Consider the following 23,421-nt stretch of genomic DNA (forward strand, 5'->3'; position numbering starts at 1 on the left):
CGGCAGGGCCCCCGAGTTTCACCGATAGTACTATCGGTGAAATAAGCTGGAAATCCCCGATTTACCTGGAAATATCGGCATTCTTGACGTTTGAGGAAGGGGTCGTCGTGCGCCTGTCCAGGAGCGAGGCCAAGGAAGCCACCCGGCGCAAGCTCATGCGCGCCGCCCTGGCCATCCTCGACGCCGAGGGGGAGGCCGGAGTCACCACGGTCGCGGTCGCCAAAGCGGCGGGAATCGCCCAGTCGAGCTTCTACGTGCACTTCAAGGACACCGAGGAACTCCTGCGAGCCATCGGCTCCGAGGGCGGCGACAGCCTGCGCGCCACCATCCGCGACGCCCGCCGCCAGGCCCGCGAGAACCCCGACTCCGAGGGCTACCGCGATGCCTTCCGCATCCCCCTGGAAGCCATCTGCCGCCACCCCGAGATCCTGCGCATGCTCCTGCGCGCCCGCCACGACCCCTCGTCGCCGCTGCGCGACCTGGCCATCCAGACGGCCGACGTCTACCGCACCCACCACGCGGCCGACCTCGCGGCGCTCGGCTACGTCCCCGACTCGCCCGAGGGCCGCAGGCGCCTGGAGATCATCGCGGACGCCGTCAACGCCGCCACCAACGCCCTGGCCATCGGCCACCTGGAGGGGCGCTACCCCAACCTGGAGGAGGTCGTCGACGTCCTCGTCTCCCTGTCGAAGGGCGCCCTCCACCCCCTGCGGGCCTCCTCCACCCCTTGACCCACCCCCCGCCCACCCACCCACCCGCCCCTGCTCCCGCCCGGGCCGGCGGCCTCTGGCAGTGTCCCTCCGTCGTGGGGGGTGCTGCCGCGCCTGCGGGGCGGACGGAGCTTCTATCGAAACTCCAACACGCATCGAGCAGGAATCAAGAAGCGCCCCCACCACGGCCCGCCTACCGTTGACACCATGGCCCACCTGGAATTTGTCACCCTGGAAGTGCCCAGCCTCGCCGAAGCCGAGCGCTTCTACGCCGCCGCCTTCGGCCTCGACGACCGGTTGCGCCTGCACTCCTCGAACGTGCCCACGTCGGGCTTCCGCGGCTTCGCCCTGTCGCTCGTCGTCTCGCAGCCGTCCACCGTCGACAGCCTCTTCGGAACCGCCGTCGAGGCGGGGGCCAGGCCGCTGAAGCCGGTCGCGAAGTCCCTGTGGGGTTACGGCGGCGTCGTGCAGGCCCCGGACGGGGCGATCTGGACGATCGCGAGCTCGTCGAAGAAGGAGACCGGACCGCCGACCCGGAAGATCGACGAGGTGGTGCTGCAGCTCGGCGCGCAGGACGTGCCGGCGAGCAGGCGGTTCTACGTCGAGCACGGGTTCGAGGTGACGAAGAGCTACGGCCGCAAGTACGTGGAGTTCTCGCAGCCGTCCGGCCCCCTGTCGCTGTCGCTGTACACGCGCAAGGCGCTGGCCAAGGTCGCCGGCGTCTCGCCCGAGGGGAGCGGGTCGCACCGCCTGTTCATCGGCGGCGACGTCGAGCCGTTCACCGATCCCGACGGCTTCGTGTGGGTCGCGGCGAAAGAGAGCTGACCGGTGGCGGAGATTTTCGCCTGCTACCGCTCCCCGTCGACGGCGTGAGTGACGAGGCCGTGCCGCTGACGCAGGATGCCCACGGTTCGTTCCGCCCAGGCGATGTTCTCCCTCTCGAAGCTCAGCCCCCGCATCAGCGTCAGATACGGCCCCACCCGCCCCCCGGACGCCAGGTACTCCTCCTCCCCCCGCCCCACGAGCAGCCGCTCCCGCAGCCGCTCGTAGCGGGCCAGCTTCCCCCGGGAGAAGGCCAGCTGCGCCGACACGGCCTCGACGACCGCTTCCGCGTCGCCTGAGTCGACCGCCTGGACCTTCACCATGAGCTCGTCCCGGATCGCCGTCGGTTTGGCGGGCGTGGCGGTGAAGTCGTGCAGCGCCGCCGAGCCCGCGTCCGTCAGCGAGAACACCCGCTTGTTGGGCCGCCGCTCCTGCTCCACGACGCGGGCCTGGACGAGACCTTCGCCCTCCATGCGCTCCAGTTCCCGGTACAGCTGCTGCGGCGTGGCCATCCAGAAGTTGGCGACCGACGCGTCGAAGCCCTTGGCCAGGTCGTAGCCCGACGCCTCTCCTTCCAGAAGCGCGGCCAGCACCGCGTGACGCAAGCTCATACCCGCAAGTGTACAGAAAATCGATTATTCAATAAGTTGACTACATGGATGCCTTCCGAGCAGCAGTCGAGTCCGGTGACCATGACGCGATCGAGCGGTTGCTGGACGATGACGTGGTCTTCGTCAGCCCGGTCGTCTACAAGCCCTACCACGGCAAGGAGATCACGACGGCGATCCTCCGGGCCGTCACGCAGGTCTTCGAGGACTTCACCTATGTCAGGGAGCTCGGCGACGAGTCGGGCCACGCGCTGGTCTTCACCGCCAAGGTCGGCGGGAGGGAGCTGACGGGCTGCGACTTCCTGCGCTACAACGCCGAGGGGAAGATCGAGGAGCTGATGGTCATGGTGCGCCCGCTGTCGGGGGCGAACGCGTTGCAGCAGGCCATGGCTGTGCGGCTCGGCATGGATTCCGCTCCGGGGGTAGCTGCCCGGGGATGACGACGTATGTGGGGACGAGCGGCTGGCAGTACAAGGACTGGCGGGGCGTGCTGTATCCGGACCGTTGCCCGCAGGGGGAGTGGCTGGAGGTCTACTCCGCCACCTTCCCGACCGTGGAGAGCAACAACGCCTTCTACCGGCTGCCGAAACCGGAGACCTTCGCCGCCTGGCGCGACAGGACCCCCGACGGCTTCGTGATGGCCGTCAAGGCCAGCCGCTATCTCACCCACATCAAGCGCCTGCGCGATCCCGAGGAGCCCGTCGAACGCCTCCTGGAAGCCGCCTCGCAGCTCAAGGACAAGCTCGGCCCCATCCTCCTCCAGCTCCCGCCCACCCTCAGGGCCGATCCCGGCCTCCTGGACGCCTGTCTGGGCGCGTTCCCGCGCGGCGTCCGGCTGGCCGTGGAGCCCAGGCACCCCACCTGGTGGACCGACGACGTGCGCCGGGTGCTGGCCGGCCACGGGGCCGCGATGTGCTGGGCCGACCGCCTGGGCAGGCCGGTGACCCCGCTGTGGCGCACCGCCGGCTGGGGGTACGTGCGCCTGCACGAGGGCAGGGCCACGCCCAGGCCCCTGTACGGCCGGGCGGCGCTGAGATCCTGGGCCGCGCGCATCGCCGACCAGGACTGGGACGACTGCTTCGTCTACTTCAACAACGATCCCGGCGGCGCCGCCGTCCGCAACGCGACCACCTTCGAGAGCCTCGTCTAGGGTAGGCCGACATGGGTCACACACGGCTTTATCGCAACGGGGTCCTGGCCGAGGAGGGCTTCCCCATCGCGGACGTCTCCGAATACGTCTGCCAGCCCGACTGCGCCGTCTGGTTCGACCTGTGCGCCCCCACGCCTGAGGAGCTCGCGGCGGTCAGCGAGGAGCTGAGCCTGCACGAGCTGGCCGTGGAGGACGTGGTCAACGCCCACCAGCGCCCCAAGCTCGACGTCTACGACTCCCACCTGTTCCTCACCGTCTACGCCATCCGCATCGACGAGCAGGGCCAGCTCGACCCGGTCGAGCTGAACGTGTTCGTGACGAAGAACGCCCTGGTGACGGTCCGCGAGAACGACCACTTCGACATCACCAGGGTCACCAGGCACTGGGACCACAACCGCGACCTGGCCAAGCACGGCGTCTCCTTCCTCCTGCACGGCCTGCTCGACGTGGTGGTCGACGGCCACTTCGAGCTCGTGCAGAGCTTCGACGACCGGGTCGAGGAGCTGGAGGGCCGGCTGTTCGGCGAGCAGATGGCCACCAAGGAGATGCAGCGCCTGACCTTCGACCTGCGCAAGAACATGGTGGGTTTCCGCCGCCTGACGCTGCCGATGCGCGAGGTGGTCAACACGCTCATCCGGCGTGACCTGCACGTCGTCGAGCAGGGCATGGGCCCGTACTACCAGGACGTCTACGACCACGTGCTGCGGGTGTCGGAGTGGACGGACTCCTTAAGGGATCTGCTGGTCAACGTCCGCGAGACGCACCTGACCCAGCAGGGTTTCCGGCTCAACGAGATCATGAAGCGCGTCACCGGCTGGGCGGCGATCATCGCGGTGCCGACGGCCATCACCGGCTTCTACGGGCAGAACGTGCCCTATCCGGGTTCGGGGCAGCCGTGGGGCTTCTGGATGTCGACGTTCGTGGTGGCGATGGCCTCGGTCGGGCTCTACTGGGCCTTCAAGAAGAGGGACTGGCTGTAGGCGGGGCAGGGCCCGCTCGTGCCCGACTGGGTCCAGTCCAGCTCCAGCCGTACGGAAGCCGCCCCCGTCGGCGGGAACAGCGGCAGGCAGCGGTCACCGGCGACGAGCGTGCGCTGTCCCAGCGAGGTGGCCAGCAGGTCGATCGAGGAGTAGGTCACGGGCTCGTCCAGGTCGAGCCGGAACCGGCCGCCCGTCAGCCGCGTGCGCCGGCCCTCGAGCGCGTAGTAGTCGAGCACGCCGCCGCTGAGCGAGACCACCGCGTACATCGTGAAACGCCGCCCGTCGGCGACGAACAGCTCGGCGGAGGGCGCGTGGTAGATCGAATGCACGTACGCCAGGGCGAAGTGCCCGTTGGCGGGCAGTGGCAGGGAGTGGACGGCCAGGCGCCCGCCGCCACTGCCCGTGAGCGTGGCGGCGAGCGCGAGGACGGTCAGAACGGAGCGGATCAGCCGTTCTTCTCCTTGAAGTACCGCTCGGCGCCGGGGTGCAGCGGGATGGGCTGCACCTGCGCGCCCAGCTTGGTGTCGAGCTTCTCGGCCTCCTTGTGCACCTTGACCATCTCGGCCTTCTTCTCGAAGAGGGTCTTGGTGATGTTGTAGGCCAGGTCGTCGCTCATGCCCTCGTGCACGAGGAGCACGTTGGCGACGCCGACCGTCTTGATGGCGCCGGTGAGCTTGTAGGCGGCGGCCAGGTCGACGTCGAGGCTGACGTAGGTCTCGCCGAACTTGCTCGACAGCCCGCCCATGACGTCGCTGGTGTCGAGCAGCTTCATCTCCTTCTTGCTGGTGGCCAGGTCGACGATGCCCGCGGTGGGCACGCCGCCGACCCAGAAGAAGGCGTCGATGGTGCCGTCCTTGACGGCCTGCACCGACTCGTTGATCGACAGCTGCTGCTTCTGCACGTCGGTGTCGGGGTTGAGGCCGACGGCCTCGAGCATGCGGCGGGCCACGACCTGGGTGCCGGAGTTGGCCGGGCCGAGGGAGACCTTCATGCCCTTGAGGTCGGCCAGCTTGGTGGCGCTCACGCCGGGCGCGACGACCACGTGGGTGTAGTTGTCGTAGATGCGGGCGATCGCCTTGACCGGCTGCTTGGAGTCGAAGCTGCCGGTGCCGGTGATGGCGTCGGCGGCCGCGTCGGTCTGCGAGAAGCCGATGTCGGCCTTCTTCTCGGCCAGCAGCTTGATGTTCTCCAGCGAGGCCGAGGTCACCGACGCCGTGGCGGTGGTGTTCTCGATGTTGGCCTTCAGCTGGTTGGCCAGGCCACCGCCGTAGACGTAGTAGACGCCCGTGGTGCCCCCGGTCGCGATGGTCAGGCGGTTGCCCTGACCGCCGCAACCAGCGGCCCCGGTCAGCGCCATGACCGCTACCGCGGCACCCGCGATTAAGCGCTTCACGCTGGTGTTCTCCTTCTTCTGATGAGATGTACGGCTGCCGCGGCGGCCAGGACGGCCAGGCCCGCGACGATGAACGAGGTCTGCAGGAACAGCAGCAGGACCGCGGCGAGCGCGGCCAGGACGCGTTCCGGCCAGCCCGTGGCGCCTCCGGTGGCCATCGCCAGTGCGGCGACGGCCAGGCAGGAGACCAGGAACATGATCAGGATCGTGGTGATCGGCCCCTGGAACAGCAGGGCCGAGCCGTTCGGCGTGAGCACGAAGGCGAAGGGCACCAGGAAGGCCGGGAGCGTGTAGCGCCAGGTCATCATCATGGTCTTGTGCGTGTTGCCGCCGGTGATGGCGGCCGCCGCGACGGCCGACAGGGCCGTCGGCGGGCTGACCTCGCTCAGGACCGCGTAGTAGAAGATGAACATGTAGGTCTCGGCCGGTGCCACGCCGAGCGTGACCAGCGCCGGGCCGATGATCACGGCGGCGATGATGAAGCTCGCCGTCACTGGCACCGCCAGGCCCAGCAGGAGTACGGCGATGGCCGACATCAGCGTGGTGAGCACCAGGTTGCCGGCGGCGACGTCGACGATGATTGCGCTGAGGTTGAGTCCGAGCCCGCTCTGGGTGATGACGCCCACGATGATGCCGGCCGCCGCGCAGACCGCGGTCACCGGCAGCACCTCCAGGGTGCCCTTGGCCAGGGCCTGCCCGGTGCGCTTGGGTGTCATGCGGTGCTCGGGGTCCAGGAAGCTCAGCGCGAAGGCGATGAAGGTGGCGATGACCACCGACTGGAAGGCCGAGCGGTCGAGCGCCATCAGCACGATGATGAGGATCAGCGAGCTGAAGTGGTAGCCGAAGCGCAGCAGCAGCTTGCTCGCCTTCGGCGCGTCGACCTGCACCGCCTGGGTGCCGAAGCGCCGCGAGTCGATCTCGATGGCCAGGAAGATGCCCAGGTAGTACAGCAGGGTCGGGATCGTCGCGTAGAGCAGCACTTCCAGGTAGCTGACCCGGAGGTACTCCGCGATGATGAAGGCCGCCGCGCCGAGCGTCGGGGGAGACAGGATCGCGCCGATGCCGCTGGCGGCGAGGATGCCGCCCGCGGGCTCCTTCGGGTATCCGGCCCTGCGCAGGACCGGCCAGGCGACGCTGCCCAGGCTGACCGTGGTGGCCACGCCCGAGCCCGACACGGTGCCGAGCAGGAAACCCGCGGTGGTGACCGTACGGCCGGGCGCCGCCCGCGACTTGCGGAAGGCGGCGAAGCTGAGGTCGATGAAGAACTTCGAGGCGCCGGAGTAGTCGAGCACCGCCCCGTAGATCGTGAACAGGATGATGTAGCTCGCGGCGACCTGCATCGGGACGCCGAAGAAGCCCTCGGTGCCGGTGTAGAGCTGGGAGACGATCTGCTCGAGGTCGAAGCCGCGGTGCCCGATGGGCCAGGAGATCGGCAGGTAGCCGCCGAAGTAGGCGTAGACGAGGAAGAGCCCGCAGATGATCACCAGTGACCATCCGACCGTGCGCCGCACCGCCTCCAGCAGCAGCAACGTCAGGCCGATGCCCATGATGATGTCGAGGTCGGTCAGCGCGGACCCGGAGCCCCGGTCGCGGAAGCCGTCCATGTCGAGCAGGGGATAGACGGTCACCGCCAGCGACAGGGCCACGAGCACCCAGTCCGTCACCGTCGGCCACTCGCCACGCCCGGCCGCCGGCTGCTCCGCGTCGGCGGGCCTGCGCCTGCCGTACCCGGAGCGGTAACACACGAAGACCAGCGGCAACGTCACCGCCAGGAAGAACATGCGGTGTTGTAAGGCCTCGACCGGCCAGAAGACCACGGCGAGCGAGTAGACCGACAACAGCCCGCCGATGATCCACACACCCAGGCGTAACCGGCCGCCCAGCTCCCGTGCCGGACGTTCCTGTTCGTGCGCGGCGAGAAGCTCTTTCTCGCTGCTGCTGAGCTGGGTCACGCCTGTTACCTCCCCGAAGTCCCCCAAGACTTTGCTGGGGGGACTTTACGAGTAGTTGATGTTCTGTAGGAAGACTTCCTCATCTCGATTCGGTCTCCTCACGACAGCACGGGCGCGCACCATCCGGCCAGCTGATTGACCAGATGCTCGATCGGGACGGCTCCGACCTGCCCTCCGTCGCGCAGCCGTACGGCCGCCTCGTGGCCCGCCGCCTCACGTGGGCCGATGACCAGCTGGTAGGGCACCAGCCGGTGCTGGCGCACGCGCGCCCCGAGCGAGCCGCGGTCGGGATGGGCCAGTTCGGCGCGCAGCCCGGCGGCCACGCACCGCCGTACGAGGTTCTCGCCCGCCTGCGCCTCGGTGTCGGACACCGGCAGCACCACGGCCTGCACCGGCGCGAGCCAGGCGGGGAAGGCCCCGGCGTGCACCTCGATGAGGTGCGACAGCAGCCGCTCCATGCCGCCGACGACGCTGCGGTGCACCATGACGGGCCGGCGCGCCCGCTGGTCGGGCCCGATGTAGGACAGCTCGAAGCGGTCCGGCATGTACAGGTCGACCTGGACGGTCGAGATGGAGGTCTCGCGCTCCGCGGCGTCGGCGATCTGGATGTCGATCTTCGGCCCGTAGAAGGCGCTCTCGCCCTTCTCCTCGTCGTAGTCCTGGCCGCGCGCCTCCAGCACGTCGCGCAGGATCTGCTCGGACCTGGCCCACATCCGCGGGTCGTCGACGTACTTGCCGCCGTCGCCGCGCAACGACAGCCGGTAGCGGCGGGCGCGGATGCCGAGCTGGGCGTGGGCCGCCTCGATCAGGTCGAGCGACCTGGAGACCTCGGCGGCGGCCTGCTCGGGCGCGCAGAAGACGTGGCCGTCGTTGAGGTGGATGGCCCGCACCCTGGTCAGCCCGCCCAGCACGCCCGACAGCTCGCACCGGTACATGCCGCCGAGCTCGGCGATCCGCAGCGGCAGCTCGCGGTGGCTGCGCTGGCGCGAGCGGTAGATGAGGGCGTGGTGGGGGCACAGGCTCGGGCGCAGCACGAACTGCTCGCCTCCCACCTGCATGGGAGGGAACATGTCGTCGCTGTAGTGGGCCCAGTGCCCCGATCTCTCGTACAGCTCGCGCTTGCCCAGCACGGGGGAGTTGACGTGCTGGTAGCCGTGGCGGCGTTCGAGTTCGTGCACGTAGTCCTCGATCGCCTTGCGCACGGCGGCGCCGGCGGGCAGGAGGTAGGGCAGGCCCGCGCCGATGAGCGGGTCGGTGTCGAACAGCTGGAGTTCGCGGCCGAGCTTGCGGTGGTCGTTCATGGGACGCCTCTTTCGATGAAAGGGCGAACGACCAGCGGAGCCCGGGCGTTCGCCCGGGCAGGAGTGCTAGCGCGCCGGGACGGTGTCCGGCGTCGTCGTGGAGGAGACGTGTGCGCGCTGCATGGCGGTCATCCTAGCCCAGCGTTGACGATCCGCGTAGTCGACCGCCCGGGGATCATCTCCAGCTCCCAGCATTCGGCCCCCAGCAGCGCCGACGCCGCGCAGCGGCCCCCGGCGTGCGGGTCTCCCGCGGTGTGCGCCAGCGCGCCCGGCCGCATCGGGGCGAACAGGTCGATGTAGTCCTCGGGGCCGTGCGCCTCGGGGGGACCGGTCACGATGAACACGCCCGACACGCACCGCAGCGCCGCCATCAGCTCGGCCCGCTCCTGTGCGGAGTTCAGCGGACGCGTCGGCCCCTTCCAGGCGCGCACCCGCTCGTCGTCCTCGATGCCCACCACCAGCGGCAGGCCGCGCGCGGCCACCGCCTCCAGGAAGCGCACGTGGCCCACGTGAAGGATGTCGAAGACCCCCGTGACCAGAGCCGCGCCCGGCCCGTCGACGGGCCGCACCCAGACTGCCTCCAGATTGCCCACGGAAAAGGCCCCTTCCCTCGTCGATCAGAGGGTACTTGGTGCGCCCGACCGGTTTATCAACGGCATGCCAAGGCAGAGACAGTCCAGGTTCTTAACAGAAAGGACTGATCCCTCATGCAGACGGCGAACGAAGCCGGACGCAAGGCGTCAGGCGCGGCCCGCCGGGCCACCGACAACCCCTGGATCGACCGGCTCGCCAGGGTGGGCTTCGCCGCCCGCGGCGTCCTCTACGCCCTGATCGGGCTCCTTGCGTTGCAGATCGGCCCCTTCTCCGGATCCGGTGAGAAGGCCGACAAGAGTGGCGCCATCCACCTGGTGGAGCAGCAGCCCTTCGGCAACTTCCTGTTGTGGGTCATGACGATCGGCCTGGCGGCGCTGGCCATCTGGCAGATCGGCGAGGCCGTTTTCAGCCACCACCGCACCCGTGACCGGGTGGAGTCGGCCGGGCGTGCCGCGGTGTACGTGCTTCTCGTGATCTCGATGCTCGGCCTGCTGCTCAAGGGCAAGGAGGCCTCCTCCACCGACAAGCAGTCGCGCGACGCCACCAGCGCCCTCCTGGAGCTGGCCCCGCCGCTGGGGCAGATCCTGGTCGCGCTCGTCGGCCTGGGCGTCATCGCGCTCGGGATCTACTGGATCCACGAGGGCTGGACCGCCAAGTTCATGCGCGACATGACCGGCGGCGGCCGCTGGGTCCGCAGGGTCGGGCAGGCAGGGTACATCGCCAGAGGCGTCGTGGCCATCTCCGCGGGCGCCCTGATCGGCAAGGCGGCCATCACCTACGACGCCAAGGACGCGGTCGGCATCGACGGCGCGCTCAAGGGTCTGGCCGACGCGCCCGCCGGGCCGTACCTGCTGGTCGCGGTAGCGGTGGGGCTGATGTTGTTCGCGGTGTACTGCTTCGCGGAAGCGCGATGGCACAGGACCTGATCCGGTTCCATCGGTAAGGGCATTTCTACCTTTTCGCCATTCTCTCCGCCCCCGGGGCGCCGCGTCTCACAACGCTGACGTTTTCGGGGAGGTCGCGGTGACAACATCCGATCTGGAGAGTCAAGATCTGGTGGTCCGGCTCCCGGGAGTGCCTTCACAGGTCTCCCGGGCCCGCCATCTGGTCGCCGGGGCGCTCGGACGCGGACACCCGCTCTACGACGACTGCCTCCTGCTGACGAGCGAGCTGGCCACCAACGCGGTGCTGCACTCCCGGTCGGGGGACGGGGGCGGCTTCACCCTCGCCGTCCACGCCGCGGGGGGACGGGTGCGCGTCAGCATCGAGGACGACGGGTCGCCCGAACCTCCGTGCGCCTGCCGTACCTCACTGAACGGCACCAGCGGGCGCGGCCTGCCGCTCATCGAGTCGCTCAGCCACCGCTGGGGCTTCTCCCGGGCCAACGGGTGCAACAGCGTCTGGTTCGAGCTGGTGCACGTGACCGTCCCCGCCCAGTGGATCTGCTAGAGCCTGCACAGCCCCTCGTTGAGCACCTTGGTGGTCAGCCGCGTACGGCTGTCGCAGCCGAGCTTGGCGAAGATGTGCTCCAGGTGGGTCGTGACGGTGCGCACGCTCAGCACCAGCGCGGCGGCGATCTGCGGGTTGGAGTCGCCCGCCGCCACCCTGGTCAGCACGTCCACCTCCCGGCCGGTCAGCTCGTACGGCAACGCGCACGCGCGCTCGGCGACCACCGCCCCCTGGATCGCGCCGTGCAGCCCCACCGCCGCCCGCATCATCCGCACCTCGTGCCAGCCTCCCGCCGAGTCGAGCCACAACCCTGACCTGCTCAGCTCGCGCGAGTCGATGAACTCCCTGGCCAGCCCGGCCATCGTGGCGGGATCGGCGACCGGCGCCGAGCCCGGCACCTCGCGCCTGACCCCCGCCCGGTCGAACGCCGTCGCCCGGAAGCCCGGCGGCAGGCCCACCGGGCCCAGCAGGCACCTCGACAGGTCCGTCACGTGCGCCAGCGTCGGCCCCAGCGCCCCGACGAGCTCGCACGCCTGACCGCCGAACGCCTCGCGCTCGCTTGACACCAGGTGCAGCAGTCCCGTGTAGCGGCCCTCGTCGAGGAAGAGCGGCGTGGTGAGCGCCGACTGCCATCCGTAGGGCTCCAGGTGACGGCGGAAGTAGCGCTCGGTGCCCGGCCCGGGCAGCGCCACTGTGCGCCGCGCCGCCATCGCCTCACGGTAGGGGGCCAGCCGCACGTACTCCTCGGCCGCGTCGTCGTGCACCCGCCGATGCCCTCCGGACAGCAGGCTGCGGTGCTTGTCGGTGCCGGGGTCGAAGGCCACGAACTCGTAGGCCTCGAGCGGGACCACCTTGCGCAGCGCCCGCATCGCACCATGAGCTCCGTCGCGCCCGGCCACCTGGAAACCGACCTCGGCGAACGCCTGCAGGAGGGGGATGGGTGACACGGTTTTCTTTATAGCACGGGGTTAGGTGAAGAAAAGTTTCATCCGTGTCACGGCTGCGCGGCGGCCGGCGAGCCGTACCTGGCGACCAGTTCCGACCCCAGGCGGGCCAGTTCGGCCTCGACCTCGGGGGAGTCGACGACCTCCAGGAGTGCGCCCCAGCCCGCCAGGTGCTGGGCGATCATAATGGGCCGCGGCGCGGTCAGCCGGACGAGGGTGCGGCCGTCGCGCTCCTCCAGGACGTGGCAGTGGCGACCGAACTGGTCGCGCAGGACGCGGACGTGGCGGGGCGAGACCAGCACGGTCGCCGAGGTCTCCGTCTGCTTCTGCTCGACCACCTCGACGACCTCCTGCCAGGCGGCGTTGAGGTCGAAGTCCTCGGGCGGCGTGAACGTCTGCGCGGTGGGCTCGGCCGCGGCGATGCGGTCCACGCGGAAGGTGCGCCGGCCGCGCTCGGTGCCCGCGATGAGGTACCAGAGCTCGCCCTTGCCGACCAGCCCCCACGGTTCGACCAGGCGCGGGTCCTGGCCGCTCCCGTAGGTCAGGCTCACCCGCGCGCGCCGGACGACCGCCGACTGCAGCAGGTCGACGAGGGGTGGGCGGGGGCGCTCCGGCTCGCCCCAGCCGGCCGGGTCGACGACGACCGCCGCCGCGGCGGCGCTGGCCTCGGCGCGGAAGGTGGCGGGCAGGGCGCGCAGCAGCTTGCGCAGCGCCGACCTGACCTCCGGCGTCGCGGCGGCCGGGCCGAGCAGGAGGAAGAGGCTGCGGGCCTCGTCGGCGGTGAGCCCCGACAGGTCCGTGCGCGCTCCGCCGACCAGCTGCCAGCCCCCGCCGCGCCCCGGTTGCGGGTAGACGGGCACGCCCGCGGCCGACAGGGCCTCCAGGTCGCGGCGGGCGGTGGCGACGGAGATCTCCAGTTCGTCGGCGAGTTCGGCGGCGGTCACCCGGCCGCGCGTCTGCATCAGCATCAGGGTGGCCACGAGGCGGTCGGCGCGCATGTCGTCATTCTCCGCATAAAAGTGCTCATTTGGTGAGCACTTTAGGAGGGAGGATGGAGACATGTTCAGAGGAATGACGACCATCACGTACTGGACCGCCGACCTGAAGGCGGCCATCGACTGGTACACCGAGGTGCTCGGCGTGCCGCCGTACTTCGAGCGCGGCGGCGCCTACGCCGAGTTCAGGATCGGCGACTACCAGCACGAGCTCGGCCTGCTCGACAGCCGTTACGCCCCGGCGGGCACGGTCACCGAGCCCGGCGGGCAGATCTGCTACTGGGCGGTCGACGACGTCGAGGCGGCCTACCAGCGGCTGCTGGACCTGGGCGGCAAGCCGCACGACCCGCCGACGGTGCGCGGCGACGGCTTCGTGACGGCCTCGGTGATCGACCCCTTCGGCAACATCCTGGGCGTTATGTACAACGTCCATTACCTCGAGGTGCTGGCCACGCGCGGCTAGGTCGTTAGGCTGGCGAGCCATGAGCGTGAAAGCCGAGGACGGCCGGGACCTGACGGCGTCGGCGGGGCGCGGCCCCGCCGACCGGGTCGCGCGGTGGACGACCGAGCTGTTCGCGCCGCAGGTGCTGGTGATCGCGATGCCGCCCCTGGTCGGGCTGATCGCCGAGGGCTGGGCGGGCGCCACGTGGGGCCTGCTCGCCTCGGCGTTGTGCGGCGGCATCCCCGCCGCCGTCATCGCGATAGGCGTACGGCTGGGCAGGCTCGACTCGCGTCACCTCGTCGACCGCACCAAGCGCACCAAGCCGCTGCTGGCGGCGGTCGCGTCGGTGGTGCTCGCGCTGGTCCTGCTCGTCGTGCTCGGCGCGCCCGACCTGCTGGTCGCCACGGTCACGGGCATGCTGGCCGCCCTCGCGGTGGCGGTGCCGGTCACGATGTGGTGGAAGATCTCCTTCCACGCGGCCGTCGCGGCGGGCACGGCCGTGGTCTTCGCGCACGTGCTGCCGCCCGCCCCGACGGCGGCGGTGGCCGCGGCGATGCTGGTCCTGGTCTGCTGGGCGAGGGTACGGCTGACGCACCACACCCCGGCGCAGGTGCTCGCAGGACTGGCGGTGGGAGTGGCGACCACCTGGGGCTCCCTGGCCGCTTTCGGCATCTGAATCAAGCGTTCGCGCACGCGGCGGGGAATGCGCGTGAAACGATTCCTTTCACGGGTGGGCCGACCCGAGCGAGGAATTCGACGTGAATATCAGCATCATGCTCAGCGACAGCACGGAATTGGCGACGTTGGCGGCTTGGCTGCGCGACGACGCCGGGGTGCGCTCGCGTGCCCGCGTCCGCCTGGAGGGCCCGCGGCCCGCGCCCGGCGAGATGGGATCGGGGTTCGAGGCGGTGTCCTTGATCCTCGATCATGGCTTCGACCTGGCCAATCTCGCGCTCGCACTGGCCGCGTGGCGGCGGGCGTGCCGGTCGGGTTCCGACGTCACGGTGGAGCGTGACGGCGTCACGATCACGGTCACGAACGTCGAACTCGACGAGGTGGATCAGATCGTCGCGAAACTCGGAGGCGGCGCGTGACGCGCCTCCCGGACCCGGCGAAATCATATGCGGTTCTCATCGGCGTCGACGCCTATACGAAAATGGAACCACTCCCCGCAGTCGCCAGAAATCTGGAAAAGCTCAAAAGTGTCCTGACAAATCGGGATATTCTCGGGATTCCCGAGAAACAATGCCACGTGGTCGGCAACCCCTCCTCCATGAAGGACCTGCTCGACCCGGTCGTGCGCGCCAGCGAGCTGGCCACCGACACCCTGATCGTCTACTACAGCGGCCACGGCATGCTCGCCAACACGAGCCTGGCCTTCTGCCTGACGCTGCCCGACTCCGAGACCGGCCGCAAGCACACCGCCGTGCCGTACGACTTCCTGCGCGAGGTCATCGCCGACAACCAGCGGGCCAGGCGCCGCATCATCGTGCTCGACTGCTGCTACAGCGGCAGGGCCGTGCAGAACATGTGCCCGGGGCCGACCCTGCTCGACCTGGCCAGCGTCGAAGGCGCCTACGTGATGACGGCCGCGGGCAAGAACGCCGTGGCCATCTCCCCCGAGGGCGAGGAGTGCACGGCCTTCACCGGGGCGCTGGTCCAGGTCATGGAGCACGGCGTGCCCGGCGGCGGCGAGCTGCTGTCGCTCGACGAGGTGCTGGGCTCCGCCTACGCTCGCCTCGACGCCCAGCGCCGGCCGCTGCCGCGATGGCAGGACCAGGGCATCGGCGCGTTGCCGTTCATCCGCAACCAGGCACTGGAGGGAGCCCAGGCGCCCACGCCGCGCCCGCGCTCGCGCGACCGCCGGTGGATCGCGGCGGCGGCGACCGCGGTGACCACCGTCGCCGCCACCACCTACTTCCTGTGGCCGCAGACCTCGGCCGAGGCCGCGGGTCCGTGCTCGGATCGTGTCACCCTGCTCGGCTACAGCGACGCGCTCGACAAGGCGCGCTACCAGGCGGGCAAGACCGTCAGCCACCTGTCGGCCCTCGCCCTGACCGGCAAGGACCGGGCGCTGGCCCTGGCCGACAACGCGCCGCCGAGACTGCTGGAGCTCTCGCTCGGCGCCGACGGGCTCAGCCCGGAAGTCGTCGGCTCCTGGGAGCTCAGCCGGCGCGGCGGAGGGCGATACCCGGGCGAGCCCGCGGGCTTCGACGGCGAGGGGCTGGTCGTGGCGGCCGGCTCGGTCCTGGTCGCCTCCGAGACCCTCCCGTCGATCCAGCGTTTCGCCCGCGACGACCACCAGGCGCTGGAGGCCCTGCCGGTGCCCGAGCGGTTCCTACTGGGGCCGGAGGGCTCCGCCGTCCCCGACAAGACCTTCGAGTCGCTGGCCGCCACGACCGACGGGCTGTCGCTGTTCACCGGGCTGGAGGAGCCGCTCGGCGTCGACGGCAGCGACCGCGGCAGGGGCAGGGTGCGCATCCTGCGCTACCGGCTCAAGGAGGGGCAGTACGTCCCGGCCGAGGAATACCCCTACCTGACCGACGGCGGTCACCAGCTGGTCGAGCTGATCGCCCTGGAGCCCGACCGGCTGCTGGCCATGGAACGTTCCTGGACCGACGGAGCGGGCAACAGCGTCAAGCTCTACCTGGTCGACCTGCGTGGCAAGCCCGACGTGCGCCGCCAGGCGTCGATCAGGGACCTGCCGCTCGCGTCCTACACCGGCAAGCGGCTGCTGGCCGACCTGGCCGAGTGCCCGGGCGCCTCGGCCCCCTCGCGGCAGCCGCAGCGCAACCCGCTGCTCGACAACATCGAGGGCATGGCGCTCGACCAGGCCGAGGGGGTGCTCTACCTGATCTCCGACGACAACGGCAGCGACCGGCAGACCACCCGCCTCTACAAGCTCAGGCTGGACCTCACGTGAGCAGCCGGGTCAGCACCCGCGTGCCGAACTCCAGGCCCGCCACCGGCACCCGCTCGTCCTTGCCGTGGAACATGCCGAAGTAGTCGAGATCGGGGCGCAGCATGAGCGGCGCGAAGCCGTACCCCTTGATGCCGATCCTGTCGAACGACTTGGCGTCGGTGCCGCCGCTCATGACGTACGGCACGGGCCTTGCCAGAGGGTCCTCGGCCACCAGCGAGGCGGCCAGCTCGTCGAAGAACGACGACGGGTAGGGCGCCGAGGGCGCCTCCTCCAGGCTGACGAACTCCCGGGTGATCTTCGGGCCGAGCAGCTCGTCGATCGTGGCCAGGAACTCCTCCTGCAGCCCCGGCAGGTAGCGCCCGTCGACGTGCGCCTCGGCGCTCGACGGCACCACGTTGACCTTGTAGCCCGCGTTCAGCATGGTCGGGTTGGCGGAGTTGCGCATCTGCGCCTTGAACAGCGAGCCCAGCTTGCCCAGGCGCTCGGCCTCGGCGTCGAGCCGCTCCAGGTCGATCGGCTGCCCGGTGATGCGCGACAGCTCCTCGATGAGCGCCGCCACCGACGGCGTCAGCCGTACCGGCCACGTGTGGCCGGCGATGCGCGACATGGCGTGCACCAGCGTGGCGACCGGGTTGTCGATCGGCGGGCGGGAGCCGTGGCCGGCCACGCCGTGCGCGGTCAGCTTCATCCAGGCGGTGCCGCGCTCGCCCACGGCGATCGGATAGACGCGGTCCTCGCCGGACGGCACGCTGTAGCCGCCCGACTCGCTGATCGCCTCGGTGACGCCGTCGAACAGCTCGCGCCGCTCGGTGACCGCGTAGCCCGCGCCGTACTCTCCCGTGGCCTCCTCGTCGGCCAGGAAGGCCAGCACCAGGTCGCGCCTGGGCTTCTCACCGCGGGCCTTCATGCCGAGCACGGTGGCGATGGTCATCGCGCACGAGCCCTTCATGTCGACCGCGCCCCGGCCGTAGACGTCGCCGTCGACGATCTCGCCGGAGAACGGGTGCAGCCGCCACTCGGCGGGGTCGGCGGGCACGACGTCGAGGTGACCGTGGATGAGCAGGGCCTCGGGCGAGTCTCCTTCGATCCTGGCGACGACGGTGGTGCGCTTGGGCGCCGATTCGAATACCACGGGCTGGATGCCGGCGTCGGCCAGCAGCGTGGCGACGTACTCCGCCGCCGGGCGCTCACCCGAGCCGGGATTGGTGGTGTCGAATCTGATCAGATCGGAGCAGATCTCCCCGACGGACTTCACAGGTTCTCCTCATAGAAATCGAGCTCGGCTTCGAGCACCGCGACGATAGTCTCCTCCCGGCGCCAGCCGTGCTGCTCGCCGGGGAAGGTGAGCAAGGCCCACTCTTTGCCATGTCTGTCCAGTTCGGCGACGAAACGTTCGGCCTGTCCGACATCGACGATCGCGTCCTCCAGGCCGTGCATCATCAGGCACGGGGCGTTCACCCGCGAGGCGTTGAGCAGCGGCGAACGCTGGATGTAGCGCTCGCGCGTCTCGGGCAGCGGGCCGACCAGGCCGTCGAGGTAGCGCGACTCGAAGTCATGTGTCTCGGCCGCCCAGCTCTCCGGGTCGGTGATCGCGTAGTGGGCCACGCCCGCGGCGAACACGTCCGTGTGCGCCAGCGCCGCCACCGTGGTCCAGCCGCCCGCGCTGCCGCCCCTGACCGCGATGCGCGAGGCGTCGGCCAGGCCCATCGCCACCAGGCCCCGCGCCACCTTCGCGCAGTCCTGCACGTCGACCACGCCCCACTGGTGGCGCAGCCGCTCGCGGTAGGCCCTGCCGTACCCGGTCGAGCCGCCGTAGTTGACCTGGGCCACGCCGTACCCGCGGGTGGTGAAGTAGGCGATCTCCAGGTCGAGCACGGGCGGCCTGCTGCTGGTCGGCCCGCCGTGCACGAACACCAGCCACGGCCCGGGGGTGTCCCGCGCCCGGTAGAGGTGGGTGTGCACGCCCTCGACGACCGTCGGCTCCGGCACGGGGACCAGCTCGCGCGCCGGGACTGGCTTGGCCGCCGACAGCGCGGTGTGGGCGCCGCTCGCCAGGTCCACCGCCGTGACCCGGGAGGGCTCGTACGGCGAGGCGGCCACGCCCACCGCCGTCGCCCCGGCCACGGCGACGCTCGACGACCACCACGACGCCTGGCCGCCCAGGTCGCTCAGCTTCCCGGTCTCGGGGTCGAGCACCCCCAGCCGCCTGCCGTCGGCGGTGCCGTACAGGGTGACGAGCTTGTCGCCCCACACCGCGAACCAGGTGTTGCCGAGCTTCCACACCGCGTCGCCGAACTCCATCGGGAGCGGGGCGAGGTTGCGCGTGTCGCCGTCGAGGCCGACCACGTGCAGGTTCCACCAGCCGGTGGGGTCGGTGACCGCGTAGAGGCTGCCGGTGTCGCGCCATTCGGCCTGGACGACCGCCTCGCCGGGCCCTCCGGCGATCACCGTGCGGGACGACGGGTCGTCGAGGAAGGCCACGCACAGCTCGGTGCCGTCCCAGGGCATGTTCGGGTGGTCCCAGCCGATCCAGGCGACCATGGTGCCGTCGGGGGACAGGCGGGGGTTCATCACGAAGTGCTGCGCCTTGACGAGCGTGGTGACGTTCGTACCGTCGAGGGCGACGATGTCGCGCTCGTCGTGGTCTTCGCGCACGGCCCAGATCTCGTCGCTGCCCGGCGGACGGTAGAGGTCGGCGTAGCGTGCCGTGCCCTCCGGCGTCATGGGCGTGATCTCGCCGCCCGCCAGCCGGTACACGCGCTGGTCGGCCCAGTTCGTGAACACCAGGCCGCCGTCCGGCATCGGCAGCCACGAACGCCCGCCGTACTCGATGACCCGGTTGCGGGCGTTCCACCCGGGCGGCAGCACGTCCTCGACGCGGCCGTCCGGGGTGCGCCGTACGACGCAGCGGCGCCCGCCCTCGTGCGGCCGCGGCTCGTCCCACCAGGCCTCCAGGCCCTCGGGGGTGGAGACGGCCGACACCCACAGGGGGCCGCCGTCGGTGCGTGCCACGTCAATGGCCTCAATGCTCATGAACTCACCAGTTGCCGTCGGTTGGTGGAAGATCGACTCCGGGGGGATGGATCACGTAGGCGATCCCGCCCGAGCCGCTGCTTCTGCGCCACACGTGATCGAACGCTGCCCTCGGGTAGACACGAATCACCTCGGAGTCGTCGGGAGCGGCCGGATCGTTGACGACCACGTCGCCCGCCTCGGTGAAGCCGGTGACGACCAGGATGTGGCCGGTCGTGGAGTATCCGGCGCCCGGCAGCTCGCAGGCCTTGAAGGACTGCGAGGTGATCACCGGGATGCCCGCGTCGATGAAACGCTCCAGCTCGGCCAGGGAACGCAGCCGCGTGACGCATCCGGTCAGGCCGTACCTCCCGGCGTAGGCCAGGCTGAAGGGCCAGTTGCCGGTGCCCTGGTAGCTGTGGTCGTACATGCCCCTGGCGGCGTGGTCGACCTGCGGGCGCGGGTCGTCGCCGCCCACCCAGCCGAGCTCGTCGTCCGCCGGGCCCACACCCCAGTACGCCAGGACCATCGCGACCGAGGTGGGACTGCACCAGTTCTGGCCGCCGCCGTCCCACTGGGGGTGATGTCCGGTGTGCGCCTTCTGCGAGAAGGGCGGCACGTCGAGCCGGGCCGCCGTCGTGGGGGGCGACGGCTCGATCACCTGGGGGAGCGTCGCGGAGGCCATCACGCTGACCAGATCCACCCGGGCCGCCTCGCCGTACGTCGTCAGCCGGATCCGGTAGGCGGTCAGCGGCTGCCTGGCCACCAGCGTGTCGACCGCCACGTCGGCGTGGCCGTCGCCCTGGCCGGGCAGCGACGTGCGGTGGATGTCGCCCTCGTGCTCGGCCCAGCGGCCCATGCAATACCACCTGGTCAGCTCGCCGCCCTCGGTGCGGGCCCGCAGCTCCACCTCCAGCCAGCTGCCCGGCGGGGTACGCGCGATCCACGAGGCGACCAGCTCCCTGGCCGGGAAGCCGATCTCCTGCTCGGGGCCGGTCCAGCGGCGGCGCGGCCAGGTGACGCGTCCGGCGCCGAAGGGATCCTCCCGGCTGCCGAAACCATCCTCGAAAGGGCCCTCCGGAACGAATCGGTGCAGGGCGACGCTGGTGACCACCGGCCCGATTCTGGTCGCTCCGCCGGGCCGGGACATCGGAAGGTTTACGTACTCCTGTGGACGTACGGCGACGGCCTACCCCGGTCGGATGCCCTTCTCGTCCTGGTGGACCAGCGTGTCGGTCATGGAAATCGTGCGGCTCGTCCTTCTTTTCGGCCACCTGGCGGGATTCGCGGCCATGGTGGGCGGGTTCTTCTACCAGATGCGCATCAAGCAGCCGGAGATCGGCAGCTACATGATCGGCGGAGCGATCGGCCAGGCCGTCACCGGGGCGGCGCTCATCGGCTCCCGCTATGCGCTCGACCTGCCGGTGAACAATCCCAAGATGGGCGTCAAGCTGGTGCTCGACCTCATCGTGCTGGCGGTGGCGATCGCCGGGACCCGGCAGCGGGTCAAGTCGCCCGGGATGTTCTACGCCGCCGGCGTGCTCGCCGCCCTGACAGCGGCCGTGGCGGTCTTCTGGACCTGACCCCGAACTGTCGGGGGTGATCTCTACTGTCCGTGGCATGACTTCAGCCGTGCAGGCGTACTCCTACGCCGGACCCTCCACGCTCGACGGCTCCCGGTTGGACCTGTCCACCTCCGGGGGCCGGGCGCTGTCCGGCACCGCGGCCCACCCCCGCTTCTTCAGCGGCCTGATCACCGAGGCAGCCCCGGCAGCCGCCGGGCTGCTGGCCCTGGCCGACGTCGCCATGGCCCGCTACCACCAGCCCCGCCCCGGCTTCACCCGCGACCCCGTGGTCACCTGCGACGGCCACCGGCTGCGGCTGGAGTCGTTCTCCGCCTGCGGCGGCGTCTACGCCCGGCTCGACCTGGCCGCCCTCGACGGCGACGTGATCGACCGCGGCACCACCAACGTCGACGTCAACGGCCCCCTGCGCGAGGCCCTGGCCCGCGTCGGCGGGCGCGACCCGCTCCACCTCGGCGTCGGACCCGACGAGATGGCGGTCACCACCCTCGGCGGCGCCGTGGTGGAGAAGAAGGTGCCGCTGCCCTCACGCTGGCTGCGCGGCTTCGCCGAGGCGCAGGTCATCTCCGCCGGATTCGACCTGCGCGCCGAACTGCGCGGACCGAACGCCGTGCGATTCCTGCGCGGCCTGCCCAAACGTGCCTCCGCCACGGTCTGGGTGGCGCCCACCGGCCGCGACCTGCGCGTCACGCACCAGGCCGCGCCAGGCTCGGTCTGCCTGGCCGGCGCCGGACGGCTGGCCACGCTGATGCCGCTGCTGCGCTTCGCCAAGGCGCTGCGCGTGTACGGCCCGGCCGCCGGCGACGGCCCCGCCGCCGGCGCCTGGGAGCTGGAGCTGCCGGGCATGCGCTACACCCTGGCCCTGTCGCCCCAGCCGTGGCGCGGCTTCTCCGGCGAGGGCGCGGTCCTCGACGACCTGGCCACCGACGAGGCGGCCGGAGACGCCGACGTGATCGGCATGCTGCTCAACTTCGAGCCCTCGGTCGAACTCGGCCTGCTCGCCGAACGCTCCGGCCTGCCGATCGCGCGGGTGCGCTCCGCCCTCACCCAGCTCGGCACCTCGGGGCGGGTCGGCTACGACCTGCACGAGGCCGCCCACTTCCACCGCGAGCTGCCCTACGACCGCGAGCAGGTGGCCGAGCTCAACCCGCGCCTGACGGCCGCCAGGTCCCTGGCGCAGTCGGGCGCGGTGCGGCTCGACGGCGCCGCCGCCACGGTGACCACCGGCGGCGGGGAGCGGAGGGTCGACCTGGCGGCGGGGTCGTGCACGTGCCCGTGGTGGTTCGACCATCGAGGGTCGCGCGGGCCCTGCAAGCACGTCCTCGCCGCCCGCATCGCCGCCCGCGCGCCGGTCGAGCCGCTCTCGGCCGTTCAGACGTAGCGGCCCGCGCCGTGGCCCGGTGTTGTGGTGGCCCGGTGTGGTGGCCCGGTGTTGTGGCCCGGTGTCGTTGTCGTTCAGAGGTAGAGGCCGGTCGAGCCGTCCTCTGTCGCGGCCCGGGCGATCGGGCGGTCGTCGCGGGCGGCGTACAACTCGGCCAGCGTCGCCTGCTCGTGCGGGCGGCCCAGCCAGGTCGTCGCCTCCTCGCCGGTCAGCGCCCCCACCTCGATCTGCGCCAGGCAGCGCCCCGGCCGGATGACCGCGGGGTGCAGCCGGGCCAGATCCTCGTTGGTGGTGATGGCCACCAGCACGTCGCGCCCCTGGCCGAGCAGCCCGTCGGTGAGGTTGAGCAGGCGTGACAGCCCCTGCCCCGAGGCGTACTTCGCGCCCTCCCCGATCAGCTCGTCACAGTCTTCGAGCACGAGCAGCCGCCACCGCTTCTCGTCGTGGCCGACGGCCACCTCCATGAGGTAGCCGGGGCTGTTGAACAGCAGCTCCGGGTCGAGCACGCAGTCGACCTTGCACCAGTCGCGCCATTCGTGGGCGAGGGTGCGCAGCAGGGTGGTCTTGCCGGTGCCGGGCGGTCCGTGCAGCAGCACGAGGCGGCCGTGCACGTCGTCGGGGCGGGTGGCCATCAGGCGGGCCAGAGGGTCGTGGGCGCGGGCGGAGTAGTTGCGGCGGATCTCCGGCCACGGCTGGGCGGTGATGGGCTTGGAGCGGCGCTGGCCGCAGTGGCCGTTGTTCCACCAGAAGCCCATCTTGACGTGCTCGGCCTCCGGTGCGGGCTCCTCCACGTCCGTGGTGACCTCGCGCAGCAGCGTCGCGGCCAGGTCCTCGGTGACGGCGGTGACGCCCACGCGCACGTTGCGGTTGGCGTAGCGGACCACGCGCATGGTCCAGCCGTCGCCGCGGAACAGGCGCGACTCCTCGTCGTCGATGCGCGCCACCCTGACGACCTCGCCGCGGGCGGGGCGCAGGGTGGCGTCGGGGCGCACCCGTTCCAGGTCGGCCTGGACGTACCAGGGCTGGGTGCCGTTCGCGAAGGGTGACAGGGCCAGGGCGTCGATGACGTCGATCGCGGAGTCGGAGTCGTCGATCGTCAGCGCGACCGGCAGCTCGCCGTACGTCTGGTCGGGGGTCGGGGATGGTGCGCGGAAGGGAACCTCCCTCATCACGGACATGCCC

General features: G+C 70.8%; 25 protein-coding genes. 13 read left to right on the top strand and 12 right to left on the bottom strand.

The window, feature by feature from the left end:
* The first annotated feature begins 83 nt into the window (after nucleotides 1–83).
* Nucleotides 84–731 (top strand): TetR family transcriptional regulator, encoded by a 648-nt coding sequence (locus HNR30_RS08595; RefSeq protein WP_181609216.1) that lies wholly within the window; start codon nucleotides 84–86, stop codon nucleotides 729–731.
* 186 nt (nucleotides 732–917) lie between these two features.
* Nucleotides 918–1,535 (top strand): VOC family protein, encoded by a 618-nt coding sequence (locus HNR30_RS08600; protein ID WP_181609217.1) that lies wholly within the window; start codon nucleotides 918–920, stop codon nucleotides 1,533–1,535.
* Nucleotides 1,536–1,558: 23 nt separating this feature from the next.
* Here HNR30_RS08600 and HNR30_RS08605 read toward each other — a convergent pair whose 3' ends face one another.
* Nucleotides 1,559–2,143, bottom strand: a complete 585-nt coding sequence (locus HNR30_RS08605) for a PadR family transcriptional regulator (RefSeq protein ID WP_181609218.1) — start codon at nucleotides 2,141–2,143, stop codon at nucleotides 1,559–1,561.
* Between the two features lie 44 nt (nucleotides 2,144–2,187).
* Between HNR30_RS08605 and HNR30_RS08610 the strand changes: the two genes are divergently transcribed.
* The 3 genes from HNR30_RS08610 to HNR30_RS08620 are packed head-to-tail and all read left to right on the top strand — an operon-like array spanning nucleotide 2,188 to nucleotide 4,270.
* Complete coding sequence (locus HNR30_RS08610) at nucleotides 2,188–2,580, top strand: nuclear transport factor 2 family protein (RefSeq protein ID WP_181609219.1); 393 nt, start codon at nucleotides 2,188–2,190, stop codon at nucleotides 2,578–2,580.
* Nucleotides 2,577–3,290, top strand: coding sequence for a DUF72 domain-containing protein (locus HNR30_RS08615; RefSeq protein WP_181609220.1), 714 nt, complete (start codon nucleotides 2,577–2,579; stop codon nucleotides 3,288–3,290). Before HNR30_RS08610 ends, HNR30_RS08615 begins: the two co-directional genes overlap by 4 nt.
* An 11-nt stretch (nucleotides 3,291–3,301) precedes the next feature.
* Nucleotides 3,302–4,270: a magnesium transporter CorA family protein gene (locus HNR30_RS08620; RefSeq protein ID WP_181609221.1), complete on the top strand. Its 969-nt coding sequence runs from the start codon at nucleotides 3,302–3,304 to the stop codon at nucleotides 4,268–4,270.
* Here HNR30_RS08620 and HNR30_RS08625 read toward each other — a convergent pair.
* The 5 genes from HNR30_RS08625 to HNR30_RS08645 all read right to left on the bottom strand — a co-directional run bounded on the left by HNR30_RS08625 (nucleotide 4,237) and on the right by HNR30_RS08645 (nucleotide 9,509).
* A complete protein-coding gene (locus HNR30_RS08625; RefSeq protein ID WP_181609222.1) occupies nucleotides 4,237–4,599 on the bottom strand; it encodes a hypothetical protein in 363 nt (120 codons plus the stop codon). The genes HNR30_RS08620 and HNR30_RS08625 overlap by 34 nt on opposite strands.
* 116 nt (nucleotides 4,600–4,715) lie before the next feature.
* Nucleotides 4,716–5,663: a TAXI family TRAP transporter solute-binding subunit gene (locus HNR30_RS08630; protein ID WP_181609223.1), complete on the bottom strand. Its 948-nt coding sequence runs from the start codon at nucleotides 5,661–5,663 to the stop codon at nucleotides 4,716–4,718.
* Entirely contained in the window at nucleotides 5,660–7,615 is a 1,956-nt protein-coding gene (locus HNR30_RS08635) for a TRAP transporter permease (RefSeq protein ID WP_220133383.1), read from the bottom strand. The genes HNR30_RS08630 and HNR30_RS08635 overlap by 4 nt, the downstream gene beginning before the upstream one ends.
* A 98-nt stretch (nucleotides 7,616–7,713) precedes the next feature.
* On the bottom strand, nucleotides 7,714–8,916 hold the full coding sequence (gene thrS / locus HNR30_RS08640; RefSeq protein ID WP_181609225.1) for a threonine--tRNA ligase: 1,203 nt from the start codon (nucleotides 8,914–8,916) through the stop codon (nucleotides 7,714–7,716).
* A gap of 128 nt (nucleotides 8,917–9,044) precedes the next feature.
* Nucleotides 9,045–9,509, bottom strand: a complete 465-nt coding sequence (locus HNR30_RS08645) for an adenylyltransferase/cytidyltransferase family protein (RefSeq protein WP_181609226.1) — start codon at nucleotides 9,507–9,509, stop codon at nucleotides 9,045–9,047.
* Nucleotides 9,510–9,623: 114 nt separating this feature from the next.
* Between HNR30_RS08645 and HNR30_RS08650 the strand changes: the two genes are divergently transcribed.
* Nucleotides 9,624–10,436 (top strand): DUF1206 domain-containing protein, encoded by an 813-nt coding sequence (locus tag HNR30_RS08650; protein ID WP_181609227.1) that lies wholly within the window; start codon nucleotides 9,624–9,626, stop codon nucleotides 10,434–10,436.
* Between the two features lie 97 nt (nucleotides 10,437–10,533).
* Nucleotides 10,534–10,959 carry an ATP-binding protein gene (locus tag HNR30_RS08655; RefSeq protein WP_181609228.1) on the top strand — a complete coding sequence of 142 codons (426 nt, stop codon included), beginning with the start codon at nucleotides 10,534–10,536 and terminating at the stop codon, nucleotides 10,957–10,959.
* Here the strand turns inward: HNR30_RS08655 and HNR30_RS08660 are convergent.
* Both HNR30_RS08660 and HNR30_RS08665 read right to left on the bottom strand, forming a co-directional pair.
* Complete coding sequence (locus tag HNR30_RS08660; protein WP_312894293.1) at nucleotides 10,956–11,906, bottom strand: LuxR C-terminal-related transcriptional regulator; 951 nt, start codon at nucleotides 11,904–11,906, stop codon at nucleotides 10,956–10,958. The genes HNR30_RS08655 and HNR30_RS08660 overlap by 4 nt on opposite strands.
* Nucleotides 11,907–11,953: 47 nt before the next feature.
* Nucleotides 11,954–12,901 carry a helix-turn-helix transcriptional regulator gene (locus HNR30_RS08665; protein ID WP_181609229.1) on the bottom strand — a complete coding sequence of 316 codons (948 nt, stop codon included), beginning with the start codon at nucleotides 12,899–12,901 and terminating at the stop codon, nucleotides 11,954–11,956.
* Between the two features lie 73 nt (nucleotides 12,902–12,974).
* Here HNR30_RS08665 and HNR30_RS08670 point away from each other — a divergent pair, with 73 nt between their 5' ends.
* The 4 genes from HNR30_RS08670 to HNR30_RS50015 all read left to right on the top strand — a co-directional run bounded on the left by HNR30_RS08670 (nucleotide 12,975) and on the right by HNR30_RS50015 (nucleotide 16,263).
* Entirely contained in the window at nucleotides 12,975–13,361 is a 387-nt protein-coding gene (locus HNR30_RS08670) for a VOC family protein (protein WP_376771736.1), read from the top strand.
* A gap of 19 nt (nucleotides 13,362–13,380) precedes the next feature.
* Nucleotides 13,381–14,016 carry a phosphatase PAP2 family protein gene (locus tag HNR30_RS08675; protein ID WP_181609231.1) on the top strand — a complete coding sequence of 212 codons (636 nt, stop codon included), beginning with the start codon at nucleotides 13,381–13,383 and terminating at the stop codon, nucleotides 14,014–14,016.
* A gap of 82 nt (nucleotides 14,017–14,098) precedes the next feature.
* Nucleotides 14,099–14,434, top strand: a complete 336-nt coding sequence (locus HNR30_RS08680; protein WP_181609232.1) for an effector-associated constant component EACC1 — start codon at nucleotides 14,099–14,101, stop codon at nucleotides 14,432–14,434.
* Nucleotides 14,431–16,263: a caspase, EACC1-associated type gene (locus tag HNR30_RS50015; RefSeq protein WP_181609233.1), complete on the top strand. Its 1,833-nt coding sequence runs from the start codon at nucleotides 14,431–14,433 to the stop codon at nucleotides 16,261–16,263. The genes HNR30_RS08680 and HNR30_RS50015 overlap by 4 nt, the downstream gene beginning before the upstream one ends.
* Here the strand turns inward: HNR30_RS50015 and HNR30_RS08690 are convergent.
* From HNR30_RS08690 to HNR30_RS08700, 3 genes are read right to left on the bottom strand one after another with little or no spacing between them, the layout of a single operon-like run.
* Complete coding sequence (locus HNR30_RS08690; RefSeq protein WP_181609234.1) at nucleotides 16,256–17,518, bottom strand: M20/M25/M40 family metallo-hydrolase; 1,263 nt, start codon at nucleotides 17,516–17,518, stop codon at nucleotides 16,256–16,258. The genes HNR30_RS50015 and HNR30_RS08690 overlap by 8 nt on opposite strands.
* Nucleotides 17,515–19,296 carry a dipeptidyl-peptidase 5 gene (locus tag HNR30_RS08695; protein WP_181609235.1) on the bottom strand — a complete coding sequence of 594 codons (1,782 nt, stop codon included), beginning with the start codon at nucleotides 19,294–19,296 and terminating at the stop codon, nucleotides 17,515–17,517. The genes HNR30_RS08690 and HNR30_RS08695 overlap by 4 nt, the downstream gene beginning before the upstream one ends.
* 4 nt (nucleotides 19,297–19,300) lie before the next feature.
* Nucleotides 19,301–20,389 carry a C39 family peptidase gene (locus tag HNR30_RS08700; protein ID WP_312894294.1) on the bottom strand — a complete coding sequence of 363 codons (1,089 nt, stop codon included), beginning with the start codon at nucleotides 20,387–20,389 and terminating at the stop codon, nucleotides 19,301–19,303.
* 124 nt (nucleotides 20,390–20,513) lie between these two features.
* On the opposite strand from HNR30_RS08700, the gene HNR30_RS08705 reads away from it, so the two are divergent.
* Both HNR30_RS08705 and HNR30_RS08710 read left to right on the top strand, forming a co-directional pair.
* A complete protein-coding gene (locus HNR30_RS08705) occupies nucleotides 20,514–20,858 on the top strand; it encodes a hypothetical protein (RefSeq protein WP_181609237.1) in 345 nt (114 codons plus the stop codon).
* Nucleotides 20,859–20,895: 37 nt separating this feature from the next.
* Nucleotides 20,896–22,239, top strand: coding sequence for an SWIM zinc finger family protein (locus tag HNR30_RS08710; RefSeq protein WP_181609238.1), 1,344 nt, complete (start codon nucleotides 20,896–20,898; stop codon nucleotides 22,237–22,239).
* 74 nt (nucleotides 22,240–22,313) lie between these two features.
* Here the strand turns inward: HNR30_RS08710 and HNR30_RS08715 are convergent, their stop codons facing one another.
* The gene (locus HNR30_RS08715; RefSeq protein WP_181609239.1) at nucleotides 22,314–23,417 is read right to left on the bottom strand and encodes a DUF5925 domain-containing protein; all 1,104 of its coding nucleotides are present in this window, start codon (nucleotides 23,415–23,417) and stop codon (nucleotides 22,314–22,316) included.
* Nucleotides 23,418–23,421: the final 4 nt, after the last annotated feature.

It is taken from the genome of Nonomuraea soli (genome assembly GCF_013761175.1).
GTDB lineage: Bacteria > Actinomycetota > Actinomycetes > Streptosporangiales > Streptosporangiaceae > Nonomuraea > Nonomuraea soli.

Bases quoted from the DNA above. Each gene is read 5' to 3' on its own strand.
- HNR30_RS08695 (WP_181609235.1), bottom strand. From the start codon at position 19,296: ATGAGCATTGAGGCCATTGACGTGGCACGCACCGACGGCGGCCCCCTG.
- HNR30_RS08610 (WP_181609219.1), top strand. From the start codon at position 2,188: ATGGATGCCTTCCGAGCAGCAGTCGAGTCCGGTGACCATGACGCGATC.
- HNR30_RS08705 (WP_181609237.1), top strand. From the start codon at position 20,514: ATGGAAATCGTGCGGCTCGTCCTTCTTTTCGGCCACCTGGCGGGATTC.
- HNR30_RS08665 (WP_181609229.1), bottom strand. From the start codon at position 12,901: ATGCGCGCCGACCGCCTCGTGGCCACCCTGATGCTGATGCAGACGCGC.
- HNR30_RS08715 (WP_181609239.1), bottom strand. From the start codon at position 23,417: ATGTCCGTGATGAGGGAGGTTCCCTTCCGCGCACCATCCCCGACCCCC.
- HNR30_RS08615 (WP_181609220.1), top strand. From the start codon at position 2,577: ATGACGACGTATGTGGGGACGAGCGGCTGGCAGTACAAGGACTGGCGG.
- HNR30_RS08620 (WP_181609221.1), top strand. From the start codon at position 3,302: ATGGGTCACACACGGCTTTATCGCAACGGGGTCCTGGCCGAGGAGGGC.
- HNR30_RS08600 (WP_181609217.1), top strand. From the start codon at position 918: ATGGCCCACCTGGAATTTGTCACCCTGGAAGTGCCCAGCCTCGCCGAA.
- HNR30_RS08710 (WP_181609238.1), top strand. From the start codon at position 20,896: ATGACTTCAGCCGTGCAGGCGTACTCCTACGCCGGACCCTCCACGCTC.
- HNR30_RS08670 (WP_376771736.1), top strand. From the start codon at position 12,975: ATGACGACCATCACGTACTGGACCGCCGACCTGAAGGCGGCCATCGAC.
- HNR30_RS08675 (WP_181609231.1), top strand. From the start codon at position 13,381: ATGAGCGTGAAAGCCGAGGACGGCCGGGACCTGACGGCGTCGGCGGGG.
- HNR30_RS08605 (WP_181609218.1), bottom strand. From the start codon at position 2,143: ATGAGCTTGCGTCACGCGGTGCTGGCCGCGCTTCTGGAAGGAGAGGCG.
- thrS (WP_181609225.1), bottom strand. From the start codon at position 8,916: ATGAACGACCACCGCAAGCTCGGCCGCGAACTCCAGCTGTTCGACACC.
- HNR30_RS08650 (WP_181609227.1), top strand. From the start codon at position 9,624: ATGCAGACGGCGAACGAAGCCGGACGCAAGGCGTCAGGCGCGGCCCGC.